General features: G+C 72.6%; 17 protein-coding genes and 1 pseudogene. 4 read left to right on the top strand and 14 right to left on the bottom strand.

What is annotated here, in order from left to right; all coding sequences use genetic code 11:
- Positions 1–89 precede the first annotated feature (89 nt).
- The 6 genes from ACIPWY_RS12555 to hrcA all read right to left on the bottom strand — a co-directional run bounded on the left by ACIPWY_RS12555 (position 90) and on the right by hrcA (position 8,017).
- Positions 90–3,377, bottom strand: a complete 3,288-nt coding sequence (locus ACIPWY_RS12555) for a S41 family peptidase (protein WP_393701996.1) — start codon at positions 3,375–3,377, stop codon at positions 90–92.
- A gap of 91 nt (positions 3,378–3,468) precedes the next feature.
- Entirely contained in the window at positions 3,469–3,861 is a 393-nt protein-coding gene (locus tag ACIPWY_RS12550; protein WP_362902601.1) for a VOC family protein, read from the bottom strand.
- Between the two features lie 20 nt (positions 3,862–3,881).
- Positions 3,882–4,625: a 16S rRNA (uracil(1498)-N(3))-methyltransferase gene (locus ACIPWY_RS12545; protein WP_362902599.1), complete on the bottom strand. Its 744-nt coding sequence runs from the start codon at positions 4,623–4,625 to the stop codon at positions 3,882–3,884.
- The gene (locus ACIPWY_RS12540; RefSeq protein ID WP_393701992.1) at positions 4,622–5,695 is read right to left on the bottom strand and encodes a nitronate monooxygenase; all 1,074 of its coding nucleotides are present in this window, start codon (positions 5,693–5,695) and stop codon (positions 4,622–4,624) included. The genes ACIPWY_RS12545 and ACIPWY_RS12540 overlap by 4 nt, the downstream gene beginning before the upstream one ends.
- 168 nt (positions 5,696–5,863) lie before the next feature.
- The gene (gene dnaJ, locus ACIPWY_RS12535) at positions 5,864–7,000 is read right to left on the bottom strand and encodes a molecular chaperone DnaJ (protein ID WP_266670426.1); all 1,137 of its coding nucleotides are present in this window, start codon (positions 6,998–7,000) and stop codon (positions 5,864–5,866) included.
- On the bottom strand, positions 7,001–8,017 hold the full coding sequence (hrcA, locus tag ACIPWY_RS12530; protein ID WP_362902595.1) for a heat-inducible transcriptional repressor HrcA: 1,017 nt from the start codon (positions 8,015–8,017) through the stop codon (positions 7,001–7,003).
- A gap of 121 nt (positions 8,018–8,138) precedes the next feature.
- Here hrcA and ACIPWY_RS12525 point away from each other — a divergent pair, with 121 nt between their 5' ends.
- Together ACIPWY_RS12525 and ACIPWY_RS12520 are read left to right on the top strand one after the other, a co-directional pair.
- Complete coding sequence (locus ACIPWY_RS12525; RefSeq protein ID WP_393701989.1) at positions 8,139–8,870, top strand: MBL fold metallo-hydrolase; 732 nt, start codon at positions 8,139–8,141, stop codon at positions 8,868–8,870.
- A gap of 34 nt (positions 8,871–8,904) precedes the next feature.
- Positions 8,905–9,735 carry a DUF3097 domain-containing protein gene (locus ACIPWY_RS12520; protein WP_401533041.1) on the top strand — a complete coding sequence of 277 codons (831 nt, stop codon included), beginning with the start codon at positions 8,905–8,907 and terminating at the stop codon, positions 9,733–9,735.
- Positions 9,736–9,747: 12 nt separating this feature from the next.
- Here ACIPWY_RS12520 and hemW read toward each other — a convergent pair whose 3' ends face one another.
- From hemW to lepA, 4 genes are all read right to left on the bottom strand, one after another.
- The gene (hemW, locus tag ACIPWY_RS12515) at positions 9,748–10,980 is read right to left on the bottom strand and encodes a radical SAM family heme chaperone HemW (protein WP_401533039.1); all 1,233 of its coding nucleotides are present in this window, start codon (positions 10,978–10,980) and stop codon (positions 9,748–9,750) included.
- Positions 10,981–11,057: 77 nt separating this feature from the next.
- Positions 11,058–13,010, bottom strand: a complete 1,953-nt coding sequence (locus tag ACIPWY_RS12510; RefSeq protein ID WP_362902587.1) for a SpoIIE family protein phosphatase — start codon at positions 13,008–13,010, stop codon at positions 11,058–11,060.
- A gap of 257 nt (positions 13,011–13,267) precedes the next feature.
- The gene (locus ACIPWY_RS12505; RefSeq protein WP_362902585.1) at positions 13,268–15,157 is read right to left on the bottom strand and encodes a long-chain fatty acid--CoA ligase; all 1,890 of its coding nucleotides are present in this window, start codon (positions 15,155–15,157) and stop codon (positions 13,268–13,270) included.
- A 326-nt stretch (positions 15,158–15,483) separates the two neighbouring features.
- On the bottom strand, positions 15,484–17,343 hold the full coding sequence (gene lepA / locus ACIPWY_RS12500; protein WP_362902583.1) for a translation elongation factor 4: 1,860 nt from the start codon (positions 17,341–17,343) through the stop codon (positions 15,484–15,486).
- A gap of 220 nt (positions 17,344–17,563) precedes the next feature.
- On the opposite strand from lepA, the gene rpsT reads away from it, so the two are divergent.
- Entirely contained in the window at positions 17,564–17,830 is a 267-nt protein-coding gene (gene rpsT, locus ACIPWY_RS12495) for a 30S ribosomal protein S20 (RefSeq protein WP_362902582.1), read from the top strand.
- Positions 17,831–18,605: 775 nt separating this feature from the next.
- On the opposite strand, the gene holA is transcribed toward rpsT, so the two are convergent.
- Positions 18,606–19,592 carry a DNA polymerase III subunit delta gene (gene holA, locus ACIPWY_RS12490; protein ID WP_362902580.1) on the bottom strand — a complete coding sequence of 329 codons (987 nt, stop codon included), beginning with the start codon at positions 19,590–19,592 and terminating at the stop codon, positions 18,606–18,608.
- Positions 19,593–19,649: 57 nt separating this feature from the next.
- Here holA and ACIPWY_RS12485 point away from each other — a divergent pair, with 57 nt between their 5' ends.
- On the top strand, positions 19,650–19,895 hold the full coding sequence (locus ACIPWY_RS12485; protein WP_362902578.1) for a hypothetical protein: 246 nt from the start codon (positions 19,650–19,652) through the stop codon (positions 19,893–19,895).
- A gap of 245 nt (positions 19,896–20,140) precedes the next feature.
- On the opposite strand, the pseudogene ACIPWY_RS12480 reads toward ACIPWY_RS12485, so the two are convergent.
- The 3 genes and pseudogenes from ACIPWY_RS12480 to ACIPWY_RS12470 form a co-directional block, all read right to left on the bottom strand.
- A pseudogene (locus tag ACIPWY_RS12480) lies at positions 20,141–20,875 on the bottom strand (YceI family protein); the annotation flags it as partial.
- A gap of 78 nt (positions 20,876–20,953) precedes the next feature.
- Complete coding sequence (locus ACIPWY_RS12475) at positions 20,954–23,704, bottom strand: ComEC/Rec2 family competence protein (RefSeq protein ID WP_401533034.1); 2,751 nt, start codon at positions 23,702–23,704, stop codon at positions 20,954–20,956.
- On the bottom strand, positions 23,701–24,861 hold the full coding sequence (locus ACIPWY_RS12470; protein WP_401533090.1) for a helix-hairpin-helix domain-containing protein: 1,161 nt from the start codon (positions 24,859–24,861) through the stop codon (positions 23,701–23,703). Before ACIPWY_RS12470 ends, ACIPWY_RS12475 begins: the two co-directional genes overlap by 4 nt.
- Positions 24,862–24,885 lie beyond the last annotated feature (24 nt).

Raw genomic sequence — 24,885 nt, 5'->3', positions numbered from 1 at the left:
TATCCGGCCCGCCGCCACCCGCGACGCCTGGCTCCTGCGACAGCCACGGGCGCGCAGCCTTACGCGCGCCCGTGGCCTCACGCGTTGCCTCACTCCCGTACGCGCGGCTCCGGGAGTCCGGGGGCCGTGCGCGCCGGGTTCTCCGCGAGCGCCGCCAGCGCGATGCGCACGGCCTCGTCGAGCTGCGGGTCGCGCCCGGCGGCGTAGTCCTGCGGGGCGGCGACCACTTCGACATCGGGGTCGACGCCGTGGTTCTCGAGCCCCCACTCGTAGCCGTCGAGCCAGGTCGCGTACTTCGGCTGGGTCACCAGCGTCCCGTCGACGAGGTGGTAGCGGCTGTCGATGCCGATGACGCCGCCCCAGGTGCGTACGCCGACCACGGGGCCGATGCCGAGCGCCTTGATCGCCGCGTTGACGATGTCGCCGTCGGAGCCGGAGAACTCGTTGGCGACGGCCACCACCGGGCCGCGCGGCGCGTCCGCCGGGTAGCTGAAGGGGCGGGAGCCGCGCGGCAGGTCCCAGCCGACGACCCGGCGGGCCAGTTTCTCGACGACGAGCTGCGAGGTGTGGCCGCCGCGGTTCTCGCGCACGTCGACGATGAGCCCGTCGCGCGCGACCTCGACCCGCAGATCGCGGTGGATCTGGGCCCAGCCGGGGGCCTGCATGTCCGGCACGTGGAGATAGCCGAGGCGGCCGCCCGACTGTTCGTGGACGTAGGCGCGCCGGTCGACGACCCAGGCGTGGTAGCGCAACGGCTCCTCGTCGGCGACGGGGACGACGACCGCGTGGCGCGGGTCGCCGCCGCCTGCCGGGGAGACGGTCAGCTCGATCGCCTTGCCCGCCGTCCCCATGAGGAGCGGTCCCGGGCCGGTGACCGGGTCGACGGGGCGTCCGGCCACCGCGACGATCGCGTCACCCGCGCGCACGGCGACCCCGGGCGCGGCGAGCGGCGCGTGCGCGCGCGGGTCGGACGTCTCGGTGGGCAGGACGCGGTCGATGCGCCAACTGCCGTCCTCGTGGCGGGAGATGTCCGCTCCGAGGAGGCCCTGGCGCCGGTCGCCGCCGCTCCAGGAGCCGCCCGGCGTGACGTAGGCGTGGGAGGTGCCGAGTTCACCCTGGACCTCCCACAGGAGGTCGACGAGGTCGTCGTGGGTGGCGACCCGGTCGAGGAGGGGCCGGTAGCGCGCGAGGACGCCGTCCCAGTCGACGCCGTCCATGTCCGCGCGCCAGAAGTTGTCCCGCATGAGGCGGCCGGCTTCTTCGTACATCTGCCGCCACTCGGCGACGGGGTCCACGTCCTGGCGGACCCGGCTCAGGTCGACCGTGATGTTGGTGTCGCTGTCGTCGTCGGAGGAGGCGCGCCGGTCGCTGGGGACGACCTTGAGCTTGCCGTCGGTCCACAGCAGGACGCGCTTGCCGTCACCGCTGACGGCCAGGTGGTCGGCGTCGGAGGCGAGATGCTCGATGCGCTGCTGTGCGAGGTCGTAGCGTTCGAGTTCGGTCTTGGGGTCGGGCTCGTCGGGGGTGGCCCGGGACGCGCCGAGTACGCCCTGGACCGGGTGCCGCAGCCACAGGACGCCGTCCTTGGCTGCCCGCAGGGTCGTGTAGCGGGCGGCCTCGACGGGGAACGCGACGATGCGGTCGGCGAGCCCTTCGAGGTCGATACGGGTGGTGGGGGTGCCCTCGCTGTCGGGGGTCTCGGCGGCGGGGCTGTCCGGGGTCTCGAAGGGCCGGCCGTGCCGCTGGGGGCCGAACGGGGACGGGGTGGTCGCGGCGAGCGTGATCAGGTGGGGCCGCGAGCCCCCGACGAACGCGAGGTCGAAGACGTGCTCGTCGTAGACCGGGTCGAAGGAGCGCGCGGAGAGGAACGCGAGGTGTTTGCCGTCGAGGGTGAACGCCGGCGCGTAGTCCCGGAACCGCAGCGGCGTCGCCTCCGTCACCGACAGGTCGGCGGTGTTGGCCAGCTTGAGGTGGCGCAAGGGCGAGGGGCCGGGGTGCGACCAGGCGAGCCACGCCGAGTCAGGCGAGAAGACGAGGCCGCTCACGTCGCCGTCCTCGCTGCGGTCGACCTCCCTGACCTCGCCGCTCTCACGCTCGACGAGGAGCACACGCCCGTCGTGCGAGGCGACGGCGGCCCGGCTGCCGTCGGGCGCCACCGTGAGGCCGAGTACGCGGCCCAGCTGACCGGCGGCGAGCCTGCGCGGGGTGGCGCCGGGCGCGACGCCGGTGGCGGGCGCGAACTCCAGGGCGTCGTCGCCCTCGGCGTCCGTCACCCACACCACGTGTTCCTCACCCTCGACGCGGAAGGTGCGCGGGAGGCGGGCCCGTACGCCGGGTTCGGCGGCCAGCGCGCGGGCGGGCCCGGAGCGGTGGGTGACCCAGTGGACGGCGCCGCGCACCGAGACGGCGCTGCCGCGCGCGGTGTGGTCGGGTGCCGCGGCGCCGAACCAGCGGGCGGCGCTGACGGGGTGGGGCTGGAGGTCGACGCGCTGCCCGCCGAGGCGGATGTCGAGGCGGCGCGGCGCGCCGGCCTCCGCGCCGGCCTCGCCGTCGAGGGAATCCACGATCCACAGCTCACCGGCCGACGCGTACACGACGCGGGTGCCGTCGCTCGACGCGTGCCGGGCGTAGAAGCCGTCGAGGGGGGTGTGCCGGCGCAGTGAACTGCCGTCCGCGAGGGACGAGTACAGGGCGCCGACGCCTTCGTGGTCGGACAGGAAGGCGACCCTTCCCCGAGCTCTCGGCTCCGCTTGAGCAGGGGAGGCCTCAATGCCGACCCACATCGGGTACTCGATGTTCCCGTCGAGCCCGTCGTGGAGGCGGACGAACTCGCCGTCGCCCGCCCGGTCGATCCACAGCTTCCCGGCCGTGCCGCCCCGGTAGCGCTTCCACCAGGCGGCCTCGCGGCCCATCGGCGCGGACAGCAGGACGACCTGCCCGCCCGGCCCGGTCACGACGTCGCCCACGGGCCCGTACGGCAGCGTGGTCGCGGGTCCGCCGTCGAGGGGGACAGCCCTCGCCCAGCTGCGGCGCAGGGACGCCTGGCCCTGGGTGCTGAGCGCGAGGACCTGCCCGTCGGGGGTCCAGCCGCGCACCGTCGTCCTCGAACTGCCCCAGTGCGTAAGGCGTTTGGAGGGCCCGCCGTCGACCGGCGCGATGTGCACCTCGGGGGCGCCGTCGCGGGTGGACGTCCAGGCGACGGTGGTGCCGTCGGGCGAGATCCGCGGGTGGCTGACGGGGACGTTGTCGGCGCTGACGCGCCAGGCGCGCCCGCCGTCGAGGGGGGCGACCCAGACGTCGTCCTCGGCGGTGAAGGCGGCCAACTCGCCGTGCAGGTGCGGGAACCGCAGATATCCAGAGTGCGCTGTCCGTGTCACCTGATCACCCTAGGCGCGCACGCACGGCCAGGTCAGGGGGTTTGGTCACTTGCCCCGGACCGCCGCCCGACGCCACCGCAGGCGAGGAGGGTCAGCCGCCCATCAGCAGCCACTCCTGGAGCTCCACGATGTTGTCCTCGGGGTCCTTGAGGTGGGCGACCCGCATCCGGTCGGTCATCGGCGCGGGCCCGTGGAGGATCTCGGCGCCGCGCGCGACGATCTGCTCGCAGAACTCGTCCAGGTCGTCGACCCGCAGCACGACGAGGGAGCGGTGCCCGTCCGGGGCGTCACTCAGATCGCCGATGATCTCCGCCATCATCGCCCGGTCCTCGAGCCCGATGCCCGCGGAGCCCGTCGTGAGGCCGAACTTCTCGTACGGGCCGTCCTGCGCGCCCGACTGCGGCTTGAGGCCGAGCACGTCCACGTAGAAGTGGTAACAGGCACGGAAGTCGGTGACGAGGAGTCTGACCTGGGCGAGTTCCACACGTCCCCCTGGGGGTCTGATCAGGACCAGCGGCCGGTGCGGCCGAGGAGCAGCGCCGTCGCGGCGGTCCCCGCGGTCGATGTACGCAAAACGCTACGCCCGAGCCGGTACGGGCGCGCGCCCGCCTCGGCGAACGCGGCGAGCTCGTCGGGCGAGACCCCGCCCTCCGGGCCGACCACGAGGACGATGTCCCCGGCCGTGGGCAGCTCGGCGGTCGCGAGGGCGCCGCTGTCGCAGTCGCGGTCCTCGTGCAGCACGGCCGCGAAGTCCGCCCCGGCGAGCAGTGCCGCGACCTGTTTGGTCGTCGCGGCGTCCGCGACGTCCGGGAAGCGCACCCGGCGGGACTGCTTGCCCGCCTCGCGCGCGGTGGCCCGCCACTTGGCGAGCGCCTTGGCCCCGCGGTCGCCCTTCCACTGCGTGATGCAGCGGGCGGCCTGCCACGGCACGACCGCGTCGACACCGGTCTCCGTCATGGTCTCGACGGCGAGCTCGCCCCGGTCGCCCTTGGGCAGGGCCTGGACGACGGTGATCCTGGGCGCCTGCGCGGGCTCCTCCTGGGCGGGGCCCGCCGTGACGACGAGCCGGTCCTTGCCCTCGGCGGCCGCCACGACCGCCTCGGTCCAGCGCCCGCGCCCGTCGGTCAGGACGACGTCCTCACCGGCGCGCAGCCGCTTCACGGAGACCGCGTGCCGTCCCTCGGGCCCGTCGAGCACGAACGTTCCGGCGGCGGGCACCTCGTCGACGACGAACACCGGCGCCGTCATGCGGCACCCTGCGCGCCCAACGCGTCCTTCGCCTGCGCGAGTTCCGCCGCGAGCACCTCGACGAGCTGACCGGCGGGCAGCTCACGGGCGAGCCGGTGGCCCTGCCCGGCCCACAGCGCCATCCCCTGCGGGTCCCCCGCCTTGGCGGCTGCCTTGCGCAGCGTCGACGTCATGTGGTGGATCTGGGGGTAGGCGGCGGGGGCGTACGGGCCGTGCTCGTGCATGAACCGGTTCACGAGGCCGCGCGCCGGGCGCCCGGAGAAGGCCCGGGTCAGCTCGGTCCGCACGAACAGCGGGTTGGTCATGGCCTGCTTGTGCAGGACGTTGGCGCCGGACTCGGGGCAGACCAGGAAGGCCGTGCCGAACTGTCCGGCGTCGGCGCCCGCGGCGAGCACGGCGGCGAGCTGCCCGCCGCGCATGAGGCCACCGGTGGCGATGATCGGGAGCTGTACGGCCTCGCGGACCTGGGCGATCAGCGCGATGAGTCCGATGCCGGAGCCGTCGGCCTCCGGGTTGTCCCGGTGGGTGCCCTGGTGGCCGCCCGCCTCGATGCCCTGGACGCACACGGCGTCGGCGCCGGCCTGCTGGGCGGCCTGGGCCTCCTCCGGGGTGGTCACGGTGACGGCGGTGAGGGTGCCGGCGCGGGCGAGGGAGTCGAGGACCTCGCGGCTCGGGCAGCCGAACGTGAAGGTGACGACCGGTACCGGGTCGTCGAGGAGGATCGCGAGCTTCGCGTCGAAGCCGTCGTCGCGCCCGCTGTCCGGGTCCCCGAGCTGTGTCTCGTACCAGGCGGCCTCACCGGCGAGCTGGCTGGCGTAGACGGCGACGGCCGCGGGGTCCGCGTACTCGGGCTGCGGCATGAAGAGATTGACGCCGAACGGCTGGTTGGTCAGCCCCCGTACCTGCTTGATCTCCTGGTACATCCCGTCGGCGGTCTTGTACCCGGCGGCGAGGAATCCGAGCCCGCCGGCCTCCGACACGGCGGCGGCGAGCTGCGGACAGGAGGCACCGCCCGCCATGGGTGCCTGCACGATCGGATAGTGACAGAGATCGGTCAGCGTGGGGGACATGACCGCATCGTGCCACGTCCCCCGGACAAGTCCGAATCCGCCTGCCGGCCGCTGAAGGCAATCCGCCTACCGGCCGTTGAACGCGTCCTTCGACCGCGAGAACAGCCCTTGCTGCCCCGGCTGACTGCGCCTGCCCGGGGGCAACCCCCGGACCCCCGGCCGCGCCCATCAGCGCCCGTTGAACGCATCCTTCAACCGCGAGAACAGCCCTTGCTGCCCCGGCTGGAACTGCCCCGTGGGCCGTTCCTCGCCGCGCAGCTTCGACAGCTCGCGCAGCACCCGCTCCTGCTCCGGGTCCAGCTTGGTCGGCGTCAGGACCTCGACGTGCACGATGAGGTCGCCGCGGCCGCCGCCGCGCAGGTGCGTGATGCCCCGCCCGTGCAGCGGGACCGACTGGCCGGACTGCGTGCCCGGCCGGATGTCGATCTCCTCCAGGCCGTCGAGTGTCTCCAGCGGCACCTTCGTGCCGAGCGCCGCGGCCGTCATCGGGATGGTGACGGTGCAGTGCAGATCGTCGCCGCGCCGCTGGAAGACCGGGTGCGGCAGCTCGTGGATCTCGACGTACAGGTCACCGGCGGGGCCGCCGCCGGGGCCGACCTCGCCCTCACCCGCGAGCTGGATCCGCGTGCCGTTGTCGACACCGGCCGGGATCTTCACCGTGAGCGTGCGCCGCGAGCGGATGCGGCCGTCACCGGCGCACTCCGGGCACGGCGTCGGCACGACGGTGCCGAAGCCCTGGCACTGCGGGCACGGCCGCGACGTCATGACCTGGCCGAGGAAGGACCGCGTGACCTGGGACACCTCGCCGCGACCGCGGCACATGTCACAGGTCTGCGCGGACGTCCCCGGTGCGGCACCCTCGCCGCTGCAGGTCGTACAGACGATGGCCGTGTCGACCTGGATGTCCTTGGTGGTCCCGAAGGCGGCCTCGTCCAGCTCGATCTCGAGCCGGATCATGGCGTCCTGGCCGCGGCGCGTGCGCGACCGGGGACCACGCTGGGACGCCGTTCCGAAGAACGCGTCCATGATGTCGGAGAAGTTCCCGAAGCCACCGGCGCCGAAACCGCCGGCCCCGCCTCCGCCCGCCTGCGAGAGGGGGTCGCCGCCGAGGTCGTAGACCTGCTTCTTCTGCGGGTCCGACAACACCTCGTAGGCGGCGTTGATCTCCTTGAACCGCTCCTGTGTCTTCGGGTCCGGATTCACATCCGGGTGAAGCTCACGGGCCAGCCTGCGGAAGGCCTTCTTGATCTCGTCCTGGGAGGCGTCGCGGCGCACGCCGAGTACGGCGTAGTAGTCCGTGGCCACTTACGACTCCGCCAGGATCTGTCCGACGTAACGTGCCACTGCGCGTACTGCTCCCATCGTTCCCGGATAGTCCATGCGGGTCGGTCCGACCACGCCGAGCTTGGCTACTGCCTCGCCGCCCGAACCGTAGCCCACCGACACCACGGACGTGGAGTTGAGTCCCTCATGGGCGTTCTCGTGACCGATGCGTACGGCCATGCCCGAATCGCCCACCTCACCAAGGAGCTTGAGGAGCACGACCTGCTCCTCGAGTGCCTCCAGCACGGGCCGGATGGTGAGGGGAAAGTCATGTCCGAAGCGGGTGAGATTGGCGGTGCCGCCGATCATCAGCCGCTCCTCGGTCTCCTCGACGAGCGTCTCCAGCAAGGTGGAGAGCACCGTCGCGACCGTGCCGCGGTCCTCCGTGTCGAAGGACTCCGGCAGGTCCTGCACCAGCTGCGGCACGTCCGCGAAGCGGCGTCCCGCGACCCTGCTGTTGAGCCGGGCCCGCAGATCCGCGAGCGAGGTCTCGCCGAACGGCGCCGGGCAGTCGATCATCCGCTGCTCGACGCGCCCCGTGTCCGTGATCAGTACGAGCATCACACGGGCGGCGGCGAGCGAGAGCAGCTCCACGTGGCGCACGGTGGACCGCGTCAGGGACGGGTACTGCACCACGGCGACCTGCCGCGTCAGCTGCGCGAGCAGCCGCACGGTCCGGCCGACGACGTCGTCGAGGTCGACGGCGCCGTCGAGGAAGTTCTGGATGGCGCGGCGCTCGGGCCCCGTCATCGGCTTGACCGCCGTCAGCTTGTCCACGAACAGGCGGTAGCCCTTGTCGGTCGGGATCCGCCCGGCACTCGTGTGAGGCTGGGCGATGAACCCCTCCTCCTCCAGCGCCGCCATGTCGTTGCGCACCGTCGCCGGTGAGACGCCGAGGCTGTGCCGCTCGGTGAGCGCCTTGGAGCCGACCGGCTCCTCGGTCCCCACGTAGTCCTGGACGATGGCGCGCAGCACTTCGAGCCTGCGTTCACTGAGCATTCGCGCACACCTCCAGCTGTGTCGTCCGCGGCTGGCACTCGGTGCGGCCGAGTGCCAATAGTCTCCGGGTCAGTGTACGGCCGGTGGGTACGGGCCCGGCAAGGGCGCTAGCGTCGGACCCATGGACGACCTGGACTGGAATGCGGTGGGCTGGGAGGAGCTGTCCGCCCGGGCGGGCCGGATCCGGCTGCCGGGCTGGGACTGCACGACCGGCCTTGTGGTGGGCGACGGGGCGGCGTTGCTCGTCGACACGGGTTCATCACTTCGTGAGGGCGCGGCGCTGCGGGCGGACACCCGGCGCCTCATCGGCCCGCACGCGCGCGTGACGCATATCGCTCTGACGCACCCCCATTTCGACCATGTTCTCGGCACGGCGGCGTTCGCCGGGGTCGAGGTGTACGGAGCCGCGGGCATCGACGCCGTGTTCACGCGGGACCGCGACGAACTGCGGGCGTCCGCGATCGCCCACGGCCTGCCGCACGACGAGGCGGCCGAGGCGGTGGACGTGCTCGTCGTGCCGCACCACCGGGTGTGCGGGGAGTGGACGCTCGATCTGGGCGGCGGGCTCCAGGTGCTGCTGGCGAACGTGGGCCCGGGGCACAGCGGGCACGACCTGGCCGTCCTGGTGCCGGGCACGCCCGAGATCGTCTTCTGCGGTGACCTGGTCGAGGAGTCGGGTGAACCGCAGGCGGGCCGCGACGCGGTGCCTAGCCGCTGGCCGGCCGCCCTCGACCGGCTGCTGGAACTGGGCGGTGAAGATGCCGTGTACGTCCCTGGGCACGGAGCCGTGGTGAATGCGGAGTTTGTCCGTGCGCAGCGTGCCGCGCTGGCGGCTCGTTTCGGCGTGTCGTAACCGCACGGCAGTTCGTACTCCTATCGTCTGGTCCATGCGCCAGTACTCCCCCGACTTCACCCCGCCCTGGAAGAAGCAGCAGGCCGCGCCCGAGGTGGCGGCGGACGTGGACCTCGTGGTCGAGGAGGTCACGACCGGGTTCTGCGGGGCGGTCGTCCGCTGCGAGAAGACGGCCCAGGGCCCGACGGTGACCCTGGAGGACCGCTTCGGCAAGCACCGGGTGTTCCCCATGGACCCGCGCGGCTTCCTGCTCGAAGGCCGGGTCGTCACCCTCGTACGTCCCGTGGCCGCGGCGCCCGTACGTCCCGCGCGCACGGCCTCCGGGTCCGTCGCGGTCCCCGGGGCGCGGGCGCGGGTCGCGCGGGCCGGGCGCATCTACGTGGAGGGCCGGCACGACGCGGAGCTCGTGGAGCGGGTCTGGGGCGACGACCTGCGCATCGAGGGCGTGGTCGTGGAGTACCTGGAGGGCGTCGACGACCTGCCCGCGATCGTCACCGAGTTCGCTCCGGGGCCCGACGCGCGGCTCGGCGTCCTCGTCGACCACCTGGTGCCCGGCTCGAAGGAGTCACGGATCGCGGCGCAGGTCACCGGCGAGCACGCGCTGGTCGTCGGCCACCCCTACATCGACGTGTGGGAGGCCGTGAAGCCGTCGTCCGTGGGCATCGCCGCGTGGCCCCGGGTGCCGCGCGGCCAGGACTGGAAGACGGGCGTGTGCCAGGCGCTCGGCTGGCCGGAGAACACCGGCGCGGCCTGGCAGCACATCCTGTCGCGGGTGCACAGCTACCGCGATCTGGAGCCCGAACTCCTGGGCAGGGTCGAGGAGTTGATCGATTTCGTGACACTGCCCGCGGACATCCGCCAGTGACCGTTGGCCCCCTCAGTCGACGAGGTCGCGGACGACCGCGTCGGCGAGGAGGCGGCCGCGCAGGGTGAGGACGGCGCGCCCGGACTCGTACGGGGCCGCTTCGAGCAGGCCGTCGGACAGGGCGCGGCCGGCGGCGGCGCGGCCCGCGGGCTTCAGGAGCGACAGCGGGCAGCCCTCCAGGAGCCGCAGCTCCAGCAGGATCCGCTCGACGCGCCGGTCCTCCTCCGTCAGGAGCTCGCGACCGGCGCCGGGCGAGCGCCCCTCCGCGAGGCGTCCGGCGTAGGCGCCCGGGTGTTTCACGTTCCACCAGCGCACCCCGCCGACGTGGCTGTGCGCGCCGGGGCCCGCGCCCCACCAGTCGGCGCCGCGCCAGTAGAGCTCGTTGTGCAGGCAGCGACCGGCGTCGGTGGTGGCCCAGTTCGACACCTCGTACCAGTCGAAGCCCGCCCCGCCGAGGACCTCGTCCGCGATCAGGTAGCGGTCCGCGTGGACGTCGTCGTCCGTCATCGGGACCTCGCCGCGGCGGATGCGCCGGGCCAGCTGGGTGCCCTCCTCGACGATCAGCGCGTACGCCGACACGTGGTCGGGCCCGGCGCCGACGGCCGCCTCCAGCGAGGCCCGCCAGTCGTCGTCGCTCTCGCCGGGGGTGCCGTAGATCAGGTCGAGGTTGACGTGGTCGAAGCCCGCGGCGCGCGCCTCGGCGACGCAGGCCTCGGGGCGACCGGGGGTGTGGGTGCGGTCGAGGATCTTCAGCACGTGCTGCCTGGCGCTCTGCATGCCGAAGGAGATCCGGTTGAAGCCGCCTTCGCGCAGGGTCTCCAGGTAGGCGGGGCCGACGGACTCGGGGTTGGCCTCCGTCGTCACCTCGGCGTCGGGCGCGAGCCCGAACTCGTCGCGGATCGCCCCGAGCATCCGTACGAGGTCGTCGGCCGCGAGCAGCGTCGGGGTGCCGCCGCCGACGAAGACGGTCCGCACCTGGCGCGGGTCGTCGCCGAGGACCTTGCGGGCGAGGCGCACCTCGTCGACGAGGGTGTCCGCGTAGTTGTCGCGGGAGGCGAGGACACCGCCGGAGCCGCGCAGCTCGGTCGCGGTGTACGTGTTGAAGTCGCAGTAGCCGCAGCGCGTGGCGCAGTACGGGACGTGCAGATAGAACCCGAGGGGCCGGTCCGCCGCCCCGGCCAGGGCGGAGGCGGGCAGCGCGCCGTCGTCGGGGACGGGCTCACCGTCAGGGAGTGCGGAAGGCATGGACCTATTGTCCCGCAGCCGCGAGGTCGCCCCGTCGGCCGTCGCCCAAGGGGGCTCGGCCCGTCCTGCCCGGGGGCTCAGCCGGCCTGGAGGACCAGGAGTGCGAGGTCGTCGTCCGGCGGGCTTTCGGAGAACTCGTGGACCAGACGTCTGATCCGCTCGGCGAGCAGCGGCGCCGTGAGGCCCTGGCAGCCGGCGAGGGCGTGGGAGAGGCCGTCGCCGTCGTCGAACTGGCGGTGCCCGTCCCGGCGCTCCGTCACCCCGTCCGTGACGCACAGCAGGGTGTCGCCGTCGTGGAGTACGAGGCTCTCGCTGGTGTAGCCGGGGTCGTCGACGACCCCGAGGAGCACCTGGGGCTCGGCGGCGGACGCGACCAGGCCGTCCGGCCGCAGCAGGAGCGGCAGCGGGTGTCCGGCGGAGGCCAGGGTGCAGCGCATCCCGTCCTCGGTGGGCACCAGCTCCCCGTAGAGGAGGGAGAGGAAGCGCGGTGCGCCCTCGGGGGTGAGCCCCTGGCCGCCCGCGGCGGCGAGCGCGCGGGCCGCCGCGTCGGCCGCCTCCGTGGCGTCGTCGAGGAGGAGCCGGTTGAGCCGGTCGAGGACCTCGGCGACCTGGTATCCCTCGCGGGCGAGCAGCCGCAGCCAGGGCCGGGCGAGGCCGATGACGACGGCCGCCTCCGGACCCTTTCCCTGCACGTCCCCGAGCGCGAAGCACCAGCGGCCGTCACCGGCGGGGAACACGTCGTAGAAGTCGCCGCCGGGGCCGCCCGCGTCCCGCGGCTCGTAGACGAGCGCGGACTCGATGCCGGGGATCTGCGCGACGGCGGAGGGCAGCAGGCCGCGCTGGAGGATGCGGCTGATGGTCGCCTGCCGGGTGTAGCGGCGGGCGGCGCTGACGGCGAGGGCGACCCGGCGGGCGAAGTCCTCGACGAGGCCGGTGACCTCGTCGGGGAAGCGCGTCAGGCCCGCCCGTCCGATGAGCAGGGTGCCGACGGCGCGGCCGCCCGCGCTGAGGCGGTAGGCGAGCGCGGCGCCGGCCGGGTCGCCGCCGAGGGACTCGAAGGGCCACGGCACGGGGACGGCCGCGCTGCGCGCCGCGTCGGTGGGCTGGGGCGGGTCCTTCTCCAGGATCTTGCGGAGCTCCTCCATACGGTTCTCGCTGGTGTGCCAGACGCGGGCGAGGCGGGGCGTGGCGAGGGCGCCGGTGCCGCGGCCCGCGCGGTCGGCGCTGCCCCGGTCCGGTCTGCCGTCCTCGTCGTCGAGCCAGACCGCGCACCAGTCGGCGAGGCGCGGCACGAGCATCTGTCCGGCGAGTGAGGCGACCTGGTCCTCGTCGAGCTGTCCGGCGAGCAGGTCGGAGGCCTCGGCGAGGAAGGAGAGGGCGCCGCGGTTGACCCAGTCCTGGTCGTGCGGGAAGCGGCGCGGCGCGGGACCCGGCAGGTCGGCGGCGCGCAGCCCGCGCTGAAAGGTTCTTGCACCGGGATACGCCTCGAGGTCGCCGCCGCGCAGGTCGGCGTCGTCGACGGGGAGGCGGGCCCAGACGGTCTTGGTGCCGGGCTGGTAGGTGATGCCCCAGGCATCGGAGAGGGAGGCCACGAGGCGCAGGCCGCGCCCGCACTCGGGGGTGTCGGGTCCCAGGTCGGTGCGGTCGCTGCGGACGGCGCGGGCGGGGTGGTGGTCGGCGACCTCGATGACGAGGGCGGCGGGCGTGCACCCGCCGTCCTGGTCGTCGAGGTCGGCGGTTTCGAGGCGGCACAGCAGCTCGACGTTCGTACCGGCGTGTACGACGGCGTTCGTGACGAGTTCGCTGAGTACGACCACGGCGTCGTCGGTGAGCCGGTCGCCGCCGGCCGCCGTGGCGGTCAGGCCGAGTTCCGCCCAGTCGGCCAGCGCGGCCCGTACGAAGCGGCGCGCCGCGGCCGGGGCCACCGGGTTTCCGGGCAACGAGGTCCGCACGACGGCCGGTGCTCCCGGGCGGCGGGAGGGCTCGTCGGTGGCGTAGGTGGTCTCCCGTTGCAGCGGAATGGACCCCACGGTGCGGCTCCTGAGCAGGTTCGGGCAAAGACGCCTCAGGCGACACGGACAGAGTGACAGACCGGCCCCGCCCATAAGCACGGAGTTACCGAAGTGGGTCACCAAGAGCGCGAACAGTGCTACACGTGTTCAGGATCCGGGCCGTGACCGATGAAAGGGCTGCAACGCGAGATGCGCCGCGGCCGGACACCGAAGTGCCGGACCGCGACGCATCTTTCAAGCGGTGACGTGGAACGTCCAAGCGGTGACGCCGGGCGTCACTTCTCGCGCGAGCCCGCGTACATCTCGTCGATCAGGTGCCCGTACTCGCGCTCGACGACCGGCCGCTTCAGCTTCAGGCTCGGGGTCAGCTCGCCGTGCTCGATGTCGAGGTCGCGCGGCAGGAGCTTGAACTTCTTGATGGTCTGCCACTTCTGGAGGCCCAGGTTGAGCTCCTTGACGTAGCCCTCGACCAGTTCGACCGTGGCGGGGGCGGCGACCACATCGGCGTACGACTTGCCCCCCAGGCCGTTGTCCTTGGCCCACTCCAGGATCGACGGCTCGTCCAGGGCGATGAGCGCCGTGCAGAAGTTCCGGTCGGCGCCGTGCACCAGGATGTTCGAGACGTACGGGCACACGGCCTTGAACTGGCCCTCGACCTCGGCGGGCGCGATGTACTTGCCGCCCGAGGTCTTGATGAGGTCCTTCTTGCGGTCCGTGATCTTGAGGTAGCCGTCGGGCGACAGCTCACCGATGTCGCCGGTGTGGAACCAGCCGTCGGACTCGAGGACCTCGGTCGTCTTCTCGGGCAGCCCGTGGTAGCCCTCCATGACGCCGGGGCCGCGCAGCAGGATCTCGCCGTCGTCCGCGATCCGCACCTCGGTGCCGGGCAGCGGCTTGCCGACCGTGCCGGTGCGGTACGCCTCGCCGGGGTTGACGAAGGACGCGGCGGAGGTCTCCGTGAGGCCGTACCCCTCCAGGATGTGCACGCCCGCGCCGGCGAAGAAGTAACCGATCTCGGGGGCGAGCGCGGCGGAGCCGGAGACACAGGCGCGCAGCCGGCCGCCGAACGCCTCGCGCAGCTTGGAGTACACGAGCGCGTCGGCGACCTTGTGCTTCGCACCGAGCGCGAACGGCACCGAGGCCGAACCGGTCCTGCGGAAGTTGTCCTGGCTGGCCTTCGCGTACTCGCGTGCGACCTCGGCCGCCCACTGGAAGATCTTGTACTTGGCGCCACCGCCGGCCCGCGCCTTGGCCGCGACCCCGTTGTAGACCTTCTCGAAGATGCGCGGGACGGCCGCCATGTACGTCGGCTGCACGATCGGCAGATTCTCGATGATCTTGTCGACGCGGCCGTCCACGGCGGTGACGTGTCCGACCTCGATCTGCCCGGAGGTGAGGACCTTGCCGAAGACGTGCGCGAGGGGCAGCCACAGGTACTGCACGTCGTCCGGGCCGACCAGGCCGGTCCCGGCGATGGCCTTCGCCATGTACGACCAGTTGTCCTGCGGGAGCCGCACGCCCTTGGGCCGGCCGGTGGTGCCGGAGGTGTAGATCAGCGTCGCGAGCTGGTCCGCGGTGATCGCGCCGACCTTCTCCTTGATCAGGTGCGGGTGCTTCTCCAGGTAAGCGGCGCCCCGCTTCTCCAGGTCGGCGAGCGTGAGCAGCCAGCCCTCGGGGTCCGCGGCGTCCGGCTCGACCCCGGCCTCGTCGATGACGACGACATGGGCGAGGTCGGGCAGTTCGGCCCGGCGCTCGCGGGCCTTGGCCAGCTGCGCGGCGTCCTCGGCGATCAGGACCTTGCTGTCCGAGTCCGCGAGGATGAACGCCGACTCCTCGGCGTTGGTCTGCGGGTACACGGTGGTCGTCGCGGCGCCCGCGCACAGGATGCCGAGGTCGGACAGGATCCACTCGACCCGTGTGGAGGAGGCGAGCGCGACGCGCTCCTCCGGCTGCACGCCGAGCTCGATCAGGCCGGCCGCGATGGCGTAGACCCGCGTCGAGGCCTGCGCCCAGCTCAGCGACTTCCACTCGTCGGGGCCCTCACCGGAGGCCGATGGCACCGGGTAGCGATAGGCCTCGGTATCGGGCGTGGCCGCCACGCGCTCCAGGAAGAGGGCCGCCACGGACGGCGGCCGGTTCTCGATCAGGGTCTGTGTGTCGCTCACGACGTCCTCCGGGGGCCCGCGGCAGCGCGGCGAGACTGGGCGCGGCTGGCTGTTGGCGGCTGTTGTTTAACTGGCGAGTAACTACCGAGCAGTGATCAGAGTAGAGCGCGGTCGCCCGGTGCGTAAGGGGCCGCAGCCTGTCACTTCTTGTCGACAGCCGCTGTACACACGGCCCCCACAAAAGGCCCGCACAACAATGCCGGGAAAACAAGAGGCCCGCCGCACTGACGCGCGACGGGCCCCGGACAGCTGTGACGACCGACCGGACTGCCGCGGCAACCGACCGGACTGCCGTGGCAACCGACCGGACTGCCGTGACGACCGGCCTACTTCTTCTTCGTACCGTTGTCGTCGCTGGAGAGCACGGCGATGAAGGCTTCCTGCGGCACCTCGACGGAGCCGACCATCTTCATGCGCTTCTTGCCCTCCTTCTGCTTCTCGAGCAGCTTGCGCTTACGGGAGATGTCACCGCCGTAGCACTTGGCGAGGACGTCCTTGCGGATGGCGCGGATCGTCTCGCGGGCGATGACCCGGGAGCCGATGGCGGCCTGGATCGGCACCTCGAAGGCCTGCCGCGGGATGAGCTCGCGCAGCTTGGCGACGAGCCGCACCCCGTACGCGTAGGCCGCGTCCTTGTGCGTGACGGCCGAGAAGGCGTCGACCTTGTCGCCGTGCAGCAGGATGTCGACCTTGACCAGGCTGGAGTCCTGCTCGCCGGTGGGCTCGTAGTCCAGGGACGCGTAGCCGCGCGTCTTGGACTTCAGCTGGTCGAAGAAGTCGAAGACGATCTCCGCGAGCGGCAGCGTGTAGCGGATCTCGACGCGGTCCTCGGAGAGGTAGTCCATGCCGAGCAGCGTGCCGCGGCGGGTCTGGCAGAGCTCCATGATCGAGCCGATGAACTCGCTGGGGGCGAGGATCGTGGCACGCACGACCGGCTCGAAGACCTTGTCGATCTTGCCTTCGGGGAACTCGCTCGGGTTGGTGACCGTGTGCTCGCTGCCGTCCTCCATCGCCACGCGGTATACCACGTTGGGCGCGGTGGCGATGAGGTCGAGCCCGAACTCGCGCTCCAGGCGCTCACGGATCACGTCGAGGTGGAGCAGGCCGAGGAAGCCGACGCGGAAGCCGAAGCCGAGGGCGGCCGAGGTCTCCGGCTCGTAGACGAGCGCGGCGTCGTTGAGCTGCAGCTTGTCGAGGGCCTCGCGCAGGTCCGGGTACTCCGAACCGTCCAGCGGATAGAGGCCCGAGAAGACCATCGGCTTCGGGTCCTTGTAGCCGCCGAGTGCCACGGTGGCGCCGTTGTGCAGGGACGTGATCGTGTCACCGACCTTGGACTGCCGCACGTCCTTCACGCCGGTGATGATGTAGCCCACCTCACCGACGCCGATGCCGTCGGCCGGGGTCATCTCCGGCGAGGAGACGCCGATCTCCAGCAGCTCGTGGGTGGCGCCGGTGGACATCATCCGGATCCGCTCACGCTTGTTGAGCTGGCCGTCGACGACTCGTACGTACGTCACGACGCCGCGGTAGGAGTCGTACACGGAGTCGAAGATCATCGCGCGGGCGGGCGCGTCGGCGACACCGACCGGGGCCGGGATCTCGGCGACGACCTTGTCGAGCAGCGCCTCGACGCCCATGCCGGTCTTCGCGGAGACCTTCAGCACGTCGTCGGGCTCGCAGCCGATGAGGTTCGCGAGCTCCTCGGAGAACTTCTCGGGCTGGGCGGCCGGCAGGTCGATCTTGTTGAGAACCGGGATGATCTTGAGGTCGTTCTCCATCGCCAGATAGAGGTTGGCGAGAGTCTGCGCCTCGATGCCCTGGGCCGCGTCGACGAGCAGGACCGTGCCCTCACAGGCCGCGAGGGACCGTGAAACCTCGTACGTGAAGTCCACGTGCCCCGGGGTGTCGATCATGTTGAGGATGTGGGTCTTGCCCGGGTCCTCGCTCGGGGCCCAGGGCAGACGCACCGCCTGGGACTTGATCGTGATGCCGCGCTCGCGCTCGATGTCCATCCGGTCGAGGTACTGAGCACGCATCTGCCGCTGCTCGACCACACCGGTCAGCTGGAGCATCCGGTCGGCGAGCGTGGACTTGCCGTGGTCGATGTGCGCGATGATGCAGAAATTGCGGATCAGAGCCGGGGCGGTACGGCTCGGCGCGGGCACATTGTTAGGGGTCGCGGGCACGCAGGGTCCTGTCTCTTGAGGCGCCTGTCGCCTCGGGTCGGATCGTTACGTAGGTTCCATGGTCCCACGGACGCGGGACTGCGCCCGGTTTGGGCCGCTCGGAGCGCGACTGGTACCGTTGACAGCTGTGCCTCATGCCCTCTCAGCACGAGGCGCCTCAAGAGAAATCACCGGCGCGTGGGCGTGAGCTCGCGTGCCTGAACCTGAAAAGGCTCATTTCGTGGCGAACATCAAGTCCCAGATCAAGCGGATCAAGACCAACGAGAAGGCTCGTCAGCGCAACAAGGCTGTCAAGTCCTCCCTGAAGACCGCGATCCGCAAGGCCCGCGAGGCCGTTGCCGCGGGTGACACCCAGAAGGCCGCGGAGCTCACGCGCGAGGCTTCGCGCCAGCTCGACAAGGCCGTCTCCAAGGGCGTCATCCACAAGAACCAGGCCGCCAACAAGAAGTCGGCGCTTGCTTCCAAGGCTTCTTCCCTCAACGGCTGAGTACCCACTCCCTCACGGGACGGGCACACTCCTTTGATGTGATCGCCGGACGGACCCGAGCGGGCCCTCTCTCTCCGCTCCCGACCGGCACCCCGGATCTGCACGCGACTGCGTTCGCCACGCGGGTGCGGATCCACCGAGCTTGAACCCAAGACCCCGCACAGCTGTCCTTCCCCAGGATGGCTGGGCGGGGTTTTTGGCGTGTGGGGGGTGCGGGGGCTTGTGCGGGGGGGCTCGTACTGGGGGGCGTGGCGGGAGGCTGGGGCTGGCCGTGGGCCTGGGCGGCCTGCACGTGCGCCGGGGCTATCGGGTCGGGCGTCGCCGGGAGCGGGGGAAGGGGCGGAGGCGTTGCGGGTGGTGGGCCGGAGGGCCTGGAGGTGGCGGGCCGGAGGGCCTGGAGGTGGCGGGCCGGAGGGCCTGGAGGTGGCGGGCCGGGGTCTTGCGGGTCGGCCGTCGCCGGGAGCGGGGATACGGGGGGCGCCCTGCGGGTCGGCCCGTCGCCGGGTGCGAGGGCTTGGGCGTGGTGCGGGGGCGCGTGAACCGAGGAGCCTGCACGTTGCCGGCGGGCTTGCGCGTCGGCCGTCGCCGGGAGCGGGGATACGGGGGGCGCCCTGCGGGTCGGCCCGTCGCCGGGTGCGAGTGCTTGGGCGTGGTGCGGGGACATGTGAGCCGAGGAGCCTGCACGTTGGCCGGCGGGCTTGCGCCTCGGCCGTCGCCGGGTGCGGGGGCCTGGGCCTGAGCGTGGCGACGGTGGCCTGCGGGTTTGGGTGGGGGCTCAGCCGCGGCGGGAGCGGGCGGCCCGGGCGATGGTGACCACGGCCTTCTCCAGGGCGTACTCGGGATCGTCCCCGCCACCCTTGACGCCCGCGTCGGCCTCGGCGACGGCCCGCAGCGCGACGGCCACGCCGTCCGGCGTCCAGCCGCGCATCTGCTGGCGCACCCGGTCGATCTTCCACGGCGGCATCCCCAGCTCGCGGGCGAGATCCGCGGGCCGGCCGCCGCGGGCCGACGACAGCTTGCCGATGGCACGGACCCCCTGCGCGAGCGCGCTGGTGATCAGCACGGGCGCCACCCCCGTCGACAACGACCAGCGCAGTGCCTCGAGCGCCTCCGCGGCGCGGCCCTCGACGGCCCGGTCGGCGACGGTGAAGCTGGAGGCCTCCGCCCGGCCCGTGTAGTACCGCGCGACGACCGCCTCGTCGATGGTGCCTTCGACGTCCGCGCCGAGCTGCGTCACGGCGGACGCCAGCTCACGCAGGTCACTGCCGATCGAGTCGACCAGGGCCTGGCACGCCTCCGGCGTCGCGGAACGGCCGGTCGCCCGGAACTCGCTGCGCACGAACGACAGCCGGTCCGCGGGCTTGGTCATCTTGGGGCAGGCGACCTCGCGGGCCCCCGCCTTGCGGGCCGCGTCGAGCAGCCCCTTGCCCTTGGCTCCGCCGGCGTGCAGCAGCACCAGCGTGATCTCCTCGGCGGGCGCCGCGAAGTAGCCCTTCACGTCCTTGATCGTGTCGGCCGAGAGGTCCTGCGCATTGCGCACGACCACGACCTTGCGCTCGGCGAAGAGCGACGGGCTGGTCAGCTCGGCGAGCGTGCCGGGCTGGAGCTGGTCGGACGTGAGGTCACGCACATCCGTGTCAGCGTCGGCGGCGCGGGCGGCCGCCACCACCTGCTGCACGGCGCGGTCGAGCAGCAGGTCCTCCTGCCCCACGGCGAGGGTGACAGGGGCGAGCACGTCGTCTGTTGCAGTCTTCCTGGCCATCGCGGTCAAGCATCCCACGCGGCACTGACATCCCCCTCCGTGCCGGAGAATGGCCGGGTGACCGATGCACGACATGTACTGGTGCTGCCCGACCGCGACGCCGCGGAGGAGGTGGCCGAGGAGCTTCCCGACCGGTTCGGCGTCACCGAGGAGCCCCAGCTCGTACGGGATGCGCTGGCCGGTGAGGACGACGCCGAGGACGCCCAGTGGCTGGTGGTGATCGAGGACCCCGCCGGCCGCCTCGACCCCGCCTCACTCGACGAATTCGCCTCGGAACACGAGGGCTGGCTCGAGGCGCCTTAGCGGCGGGGCCATCGGGGACCGGCCATTGAGGGAGCCGCAGTTGGGACACCGCAGTTGGGGCACCACAGTCGAGGCGCGCCTCGTTGGAAGCGCCACAGTTGGGGCGCCCTCGCTTGGAGCCCACAGTTGGGGCGCCCTCGCCGGGAGCCCACAGTTGGGGCGCCCTCGCCGGGAGCCCACAGTTGGGGCGCCGTCGCCGGGAGCGCCCAGCTGAGGGTGCCGCGGTTGAGCGCACCGCGGCGGCGTCAGCGCTTGGGGACGATCTGGATGTCGAGCTCGATCCTCACGCTGGAGTCGACCGCCGCGATCCCGCGCGCGGGCATCGTCTGCCAGTTGACCGTGAAGTCGTCGCGGTGCAACTCCGTAGTGGCGCGGCAGGCGGCACGGGTCTCCCCCTCCATGCCATTGCCCAGGCCGAGGCACTCCGCGTCGAGCGTGACCGTGCGGGTCACACCGTGCAGCGAGAGCGCGCCGGTGATCGCCCAGCGGCTGCCGCCCTTGTGCACGAACCGCTCGCTGTAGAACGCGAGCGTCGGGAAGTGGTCCACGTCGAGGAAGTCTGCCGACCTGAGATGGTCGTCGCGCATCTTCACGTTCGTGTCGGTGGAGGACGCGTCGATGACCACGTGCATCACGGACCGCTCGACCCGCTCGGCGATGCGCAGCGCGCAGCGCGCAGTGCGCAGTGCGCCCGCGAACGTGTTGAACCGTGTATGGATCCGGGCCAGTCCGCCGTGCCGCGCCGTGAACCCGACCGATGAGTGCATCGCCTCGTCGATCTCCCAGTCCCCGGCGACGGGCAGGGCCGGCGGCTGAGCGACCTGGAGCATCACGTCACCGAGCGAGGAGTGCGTGCTTTCGCCGACCGAGGCGTTCTCCCGGTACGGCGTGTAGCCCTCCGCCGTGACCGCGAGCCGGTAGTCGCCGGCGGGCACGGCCGCGACGAACGAACCGAACGGGTCCGCCCCGCCACTGACGACCGTTTAGCCACCTCAGAGGCATTTCAATCGCTCGGTAACCGTGCGCTCGGCTCCGGGACGTGCCTGAACGTGCCCCCATCACGACCCGCCCGCCACCACCCCGAGCCCCGCCCCCTCTCCCTGGCCCGAACGGTCCGCCCCGCGCCTGTCCCGCCCCGATCCGGTGACCGCCAACGCCCCGTCCCGGTCCGTCCGGAGGACCGCAGCTCCACCGGCCTGCAACTCCGCGACCGTGCGGGCCGACGGATGCCCGTACGGGTTGTCCTCGCCGCAGGAGATCAGGGCAAGGCGGGGCGCGACCCGGCGCAGGAGTACCGGATCCTGGTAGGCCGAGCCGTGGTGGGCGACCTTGAGAACGTCCACGGGTGGCAGCGCCGCCGCCATGGGGGATCTCAACAGGGCACGCTGCGCCGGTGGTTCGAGGTCGCCCAGAAGCAGCAGCGTGAGACCCGCGGTGCGGACCAGCAGGGTGACGCTCGCGTCGTTCGGACCGTCCGGGTCGGGGGCGGGTCGCGGCGGCGGCCACAGCACCTGCCATCCGAGCCGGCCCGTCCGCCGCTCCTCCCCCGCGACGGCTCGGGTCATCGTGATGTGCCGGGCAGCAGCCAACCCTCGTACGAAACGGACCTGTTCAGGCGGCTCGTCGAACCCCGTCGTCTCGATCGCCCCCACCTCGCGCCCCCGCAGCACCCCAGGCAGTCCCGCGACATGGTCCGCGTGAAAGTGGGTCAGCAGGACGAGCGGGACCCGGGTGATCCCGAGCGAGCGCAGACAACGGTCGACCAGCACCGGATCCGGCCCCGCATCCACCACCACCCCGGTCCCCGCACCCGCCGCGAGCACCAAGGCGTCGCCCTGCCCGACATCGCACATCACCATCCGCCAGTCCGGCGGCGGCCACCCCGTGATCACCCGGGTCAGGGGCCGCGGCTGAATGACCACGAGGATCAGGAGCAGCGCACACATCCCCATGGCCCACGGGGACTTGAGCACCTTGCGGCCCACGAGGACCACGCCCAGGGTGACCACGGCGAGCAGCAGCCCGCCTGACGGGCCACCGGGCCAGTCCACGCCTCCGCCGGGCAGTGCGGCACCCGCGCGCGCGATGTCCGCGATCCATCCGGCGGGCCAGCTCGCGCACCAGGCAAAGAACTTCGCGACCGGCATCGCCAGCGGGGCGATGGCCAGTGCGGCGAACCCCAGCACCGTGGCCGGCGCGACCGCGAACTCCGCGAGCAGATTGCAGGGCACCGCCACCAGACTCACCCGGGACGCGATGACCGCAACGACCGGCGCACACACGGCCTGCGCCGCGGCGGCCGCGGCGAGCGCCTCCGCCAGGCGCGGCGGACACCCCCGCCGACGCAGTGCCGCACTCCACCGCGGGGCGAGGGTCAGCAGCGCACCGGTGGCCAGGACAGACAGCAGGAACCCGTAACTCCGAGCCAGCCAGGGGTCGTACAGCACCAGTAGCAGTACGACCGTCGCCAGTGCCGGGATCAGGGACCTGCGCCGCCCGGTGGCGATGGCGAGCAGCGCGACGAGGCCGCAGGCCGCCGCCCTGAGCACGCTCGGCTCCGGCCTGCACACGATCACGAAGCCGAGCGTGAGCGCGCCGCCGAGCAGCGCGGTCGCCCGCAGCGGGACTCCGAGGCGCGGCGCGAGGCCACGGCGCTCGGACCGGTGCGCGGTGCCCGGCGGACCGATGAGCAGGGCGAGCAGGATCGTGAAGTTCGCCCCGCTGACCGCCGTCAGGTGCAACAGGTCGGTGGCCTCGAACGCCTCGTGCAGCTCGGGCGGAACCCGGGAGGTGTCCCCGACTACGAGCCCGGGAAGCAACGCGCGCGCGTCTGCCGGCAACTCCTCGGTCGCCTCCCGCAGCCCGCCCCTCAGCTTCCCCGCGAACCGCTGAGCCGCGGAGGGCGCGCCGACGACCCGCGGGCTCTCGTCCCGCCCGACACGGAGCACGGCGGCGACGCGGCCTCCACCGGCCGACGCGGGCGCCAGCCCTCCGTGCACGACCAGCCGCGTACTGGGCAGGAGCGACAGCCACGGCGTCGTCCCCGCGGCGGCTCGGTCCACGTCGACGAGGACCAGGACCGGCGTACGCACCCGCGTCCCGGCGCCCGAGGACCCGCCCCCCGCCGCCTCGCCGACTCTCAGCACGTCGGCGGCGATGACGACGGAGGAGGGAGCCGCGTGGTCCCCCTGCACCCGGGGACGCGTCAGCCTCGGATCCGCCGTCACCTCCAACTCGGCTGTCACCCGGGCGAATTGCCGGGCGAGCCCAGGAACGGGACCTCGCGTCAGATCCGCACCATGCAGGGCTGCGGAGGCCCCGGACGCGGCGACGCACAGCAGCACGGCGGCCACGGACATGCGAGGCCGGAGCGAGAACACTCCACGGGGAGGGCGGGGTGACGGTGACCGTACTTCCGGGGACGGGGACGGGGACGCAGGCGCAGGCGCGGGCGCAGGCGCAGGCGCAGGCGCAGGCGCAGGCGCGGGCGCAGGCGCAGGCGCAGGCAATAGCGACGCTTGGGGTAGTGACGCTGGGCATTGTGGCGCTGGGGACAGCGCCTGGGACCGTGGCTCCGTCCTTCCGTCCCGCCCCCGCGTCGCCCCTCCCAGTAACAACGCTCCGGCCACCGCCGCACAAGTCAGCGCCAGGGCCGTCACCCAGGCCGCCGGAGCGTCCAAGGTCACCGCCGCGGTGGCCCATGCCGCGAGTGCCGGAGGGACGAGCCGGAGGTCTGCCGGGCCCTCCTGCCTAGGGTTCGCGTCACCCAAGGAGGGGTCCGAGGCCGGTGCAACTCCCGTGCGGCTCATGGCCGTACGAGTTTCTGAAGGTCGGAGAAACGCCGGTCACCGATGCCGTTGACCTCACGCAGCTCGTCGACGGAACGGAAACCCCCGTGCTCGACGCGGTAGTCGATGATGTGCTGGGCCAGCACGGGTCCGACGCCCGGCAACGTGTCGAGCTGCTCGGCAGTAGCGGTGTTGAGACCGATCGGCCCCGCCGCCGGGGCCCCGGCGCCCGTGCCTGCAGACCCCACCGAGCCCGCCGAACCCGCCGAACCCCCTGAGCCGATCCCGCCCGGTGCCGCCGGCGCGCCCACGACCACCTGCTCGCCGTCCGCCAGCAGTCGCGCCCTGTTGATTCCCCCGGGGTCCACTCCCGGACGGATCCCACCCGCGGCGCGCAACGCGTCGGCAACCCTGGATCCGGCCGGCAGCCGATGAATCCCGGGACTCCGCACCTTCCCACTGACGTCCACGACGATCCCCGCCGCAGGCGCCCCGGCCGCCCCGTCCGTACCGCTCGCTGCCGACGCACCGCCCGACGACGGAGCCGACGGCCCGGCGTCCGCCGCCTGACCCGCGCCGGACGAACCAGCCGCCTCGTCGGGCACCGCCGGACGCACCACCTCGGGCGCGCCCACCGGCTGAGCCCGTCCGGCCCAGAAGTGCTGGACGGCGAAGCCCGCCGCGGCGACCAGAACCACGACCAGAGCGATCACGCTCCGCCGCTCCAGTCCACACCGTGTCTGCACCCACAGCGGCAGCCGCTCCCGCACGGCAAGCCCGGCCCGCTCCCGCCAGGAGGGCGTATTCCTCTCGGTCTCGCCCGCCGGTTCGTCCCGGTCCTCCGTGAACTCCCTCGGCGCCGCACCCACGACACGTACCCCGCCGTCGTCGGAATCGGCGTCGGTATCCGCCCGAGCCCACCGAGGAGGACGTGAAGACACCGTCCCGGCCCACCGTGGAAGAGGCGGCCGCACCCACTCAGGCGGATCCGGCGAACTCGGCACGGCCGGTGGACCGGGCGAAAGACTCGGCGCACCGGACCAACCCGGCGGCCCAACCCGTCCCTCCGCGAACAGCGCCTCCGCCCGCAGCCTCAACGCCTCGGCCGACGCCTGCCGATAGCGCCGCCGCACACGCCTGCGCCGCTGCCACGTCCCCGACGCTCCCCCCGGCGCCATGTCTCCGGCAGCCGCCTCGAGCGT

The organism is Streptomyces sp. NPDC090032 (assembly GCF_044748025.1).
GTDB lineage: Bacteria > Actinomycetota > Actinomycetes > Streptomycetales > Streptomycetaceae > Streptomyces.
The sequence above is the reverse complement of the archived record's forward strand: the minus strand, read 5'-3'. Positions and strand labels throughout refer to the sequence as shown.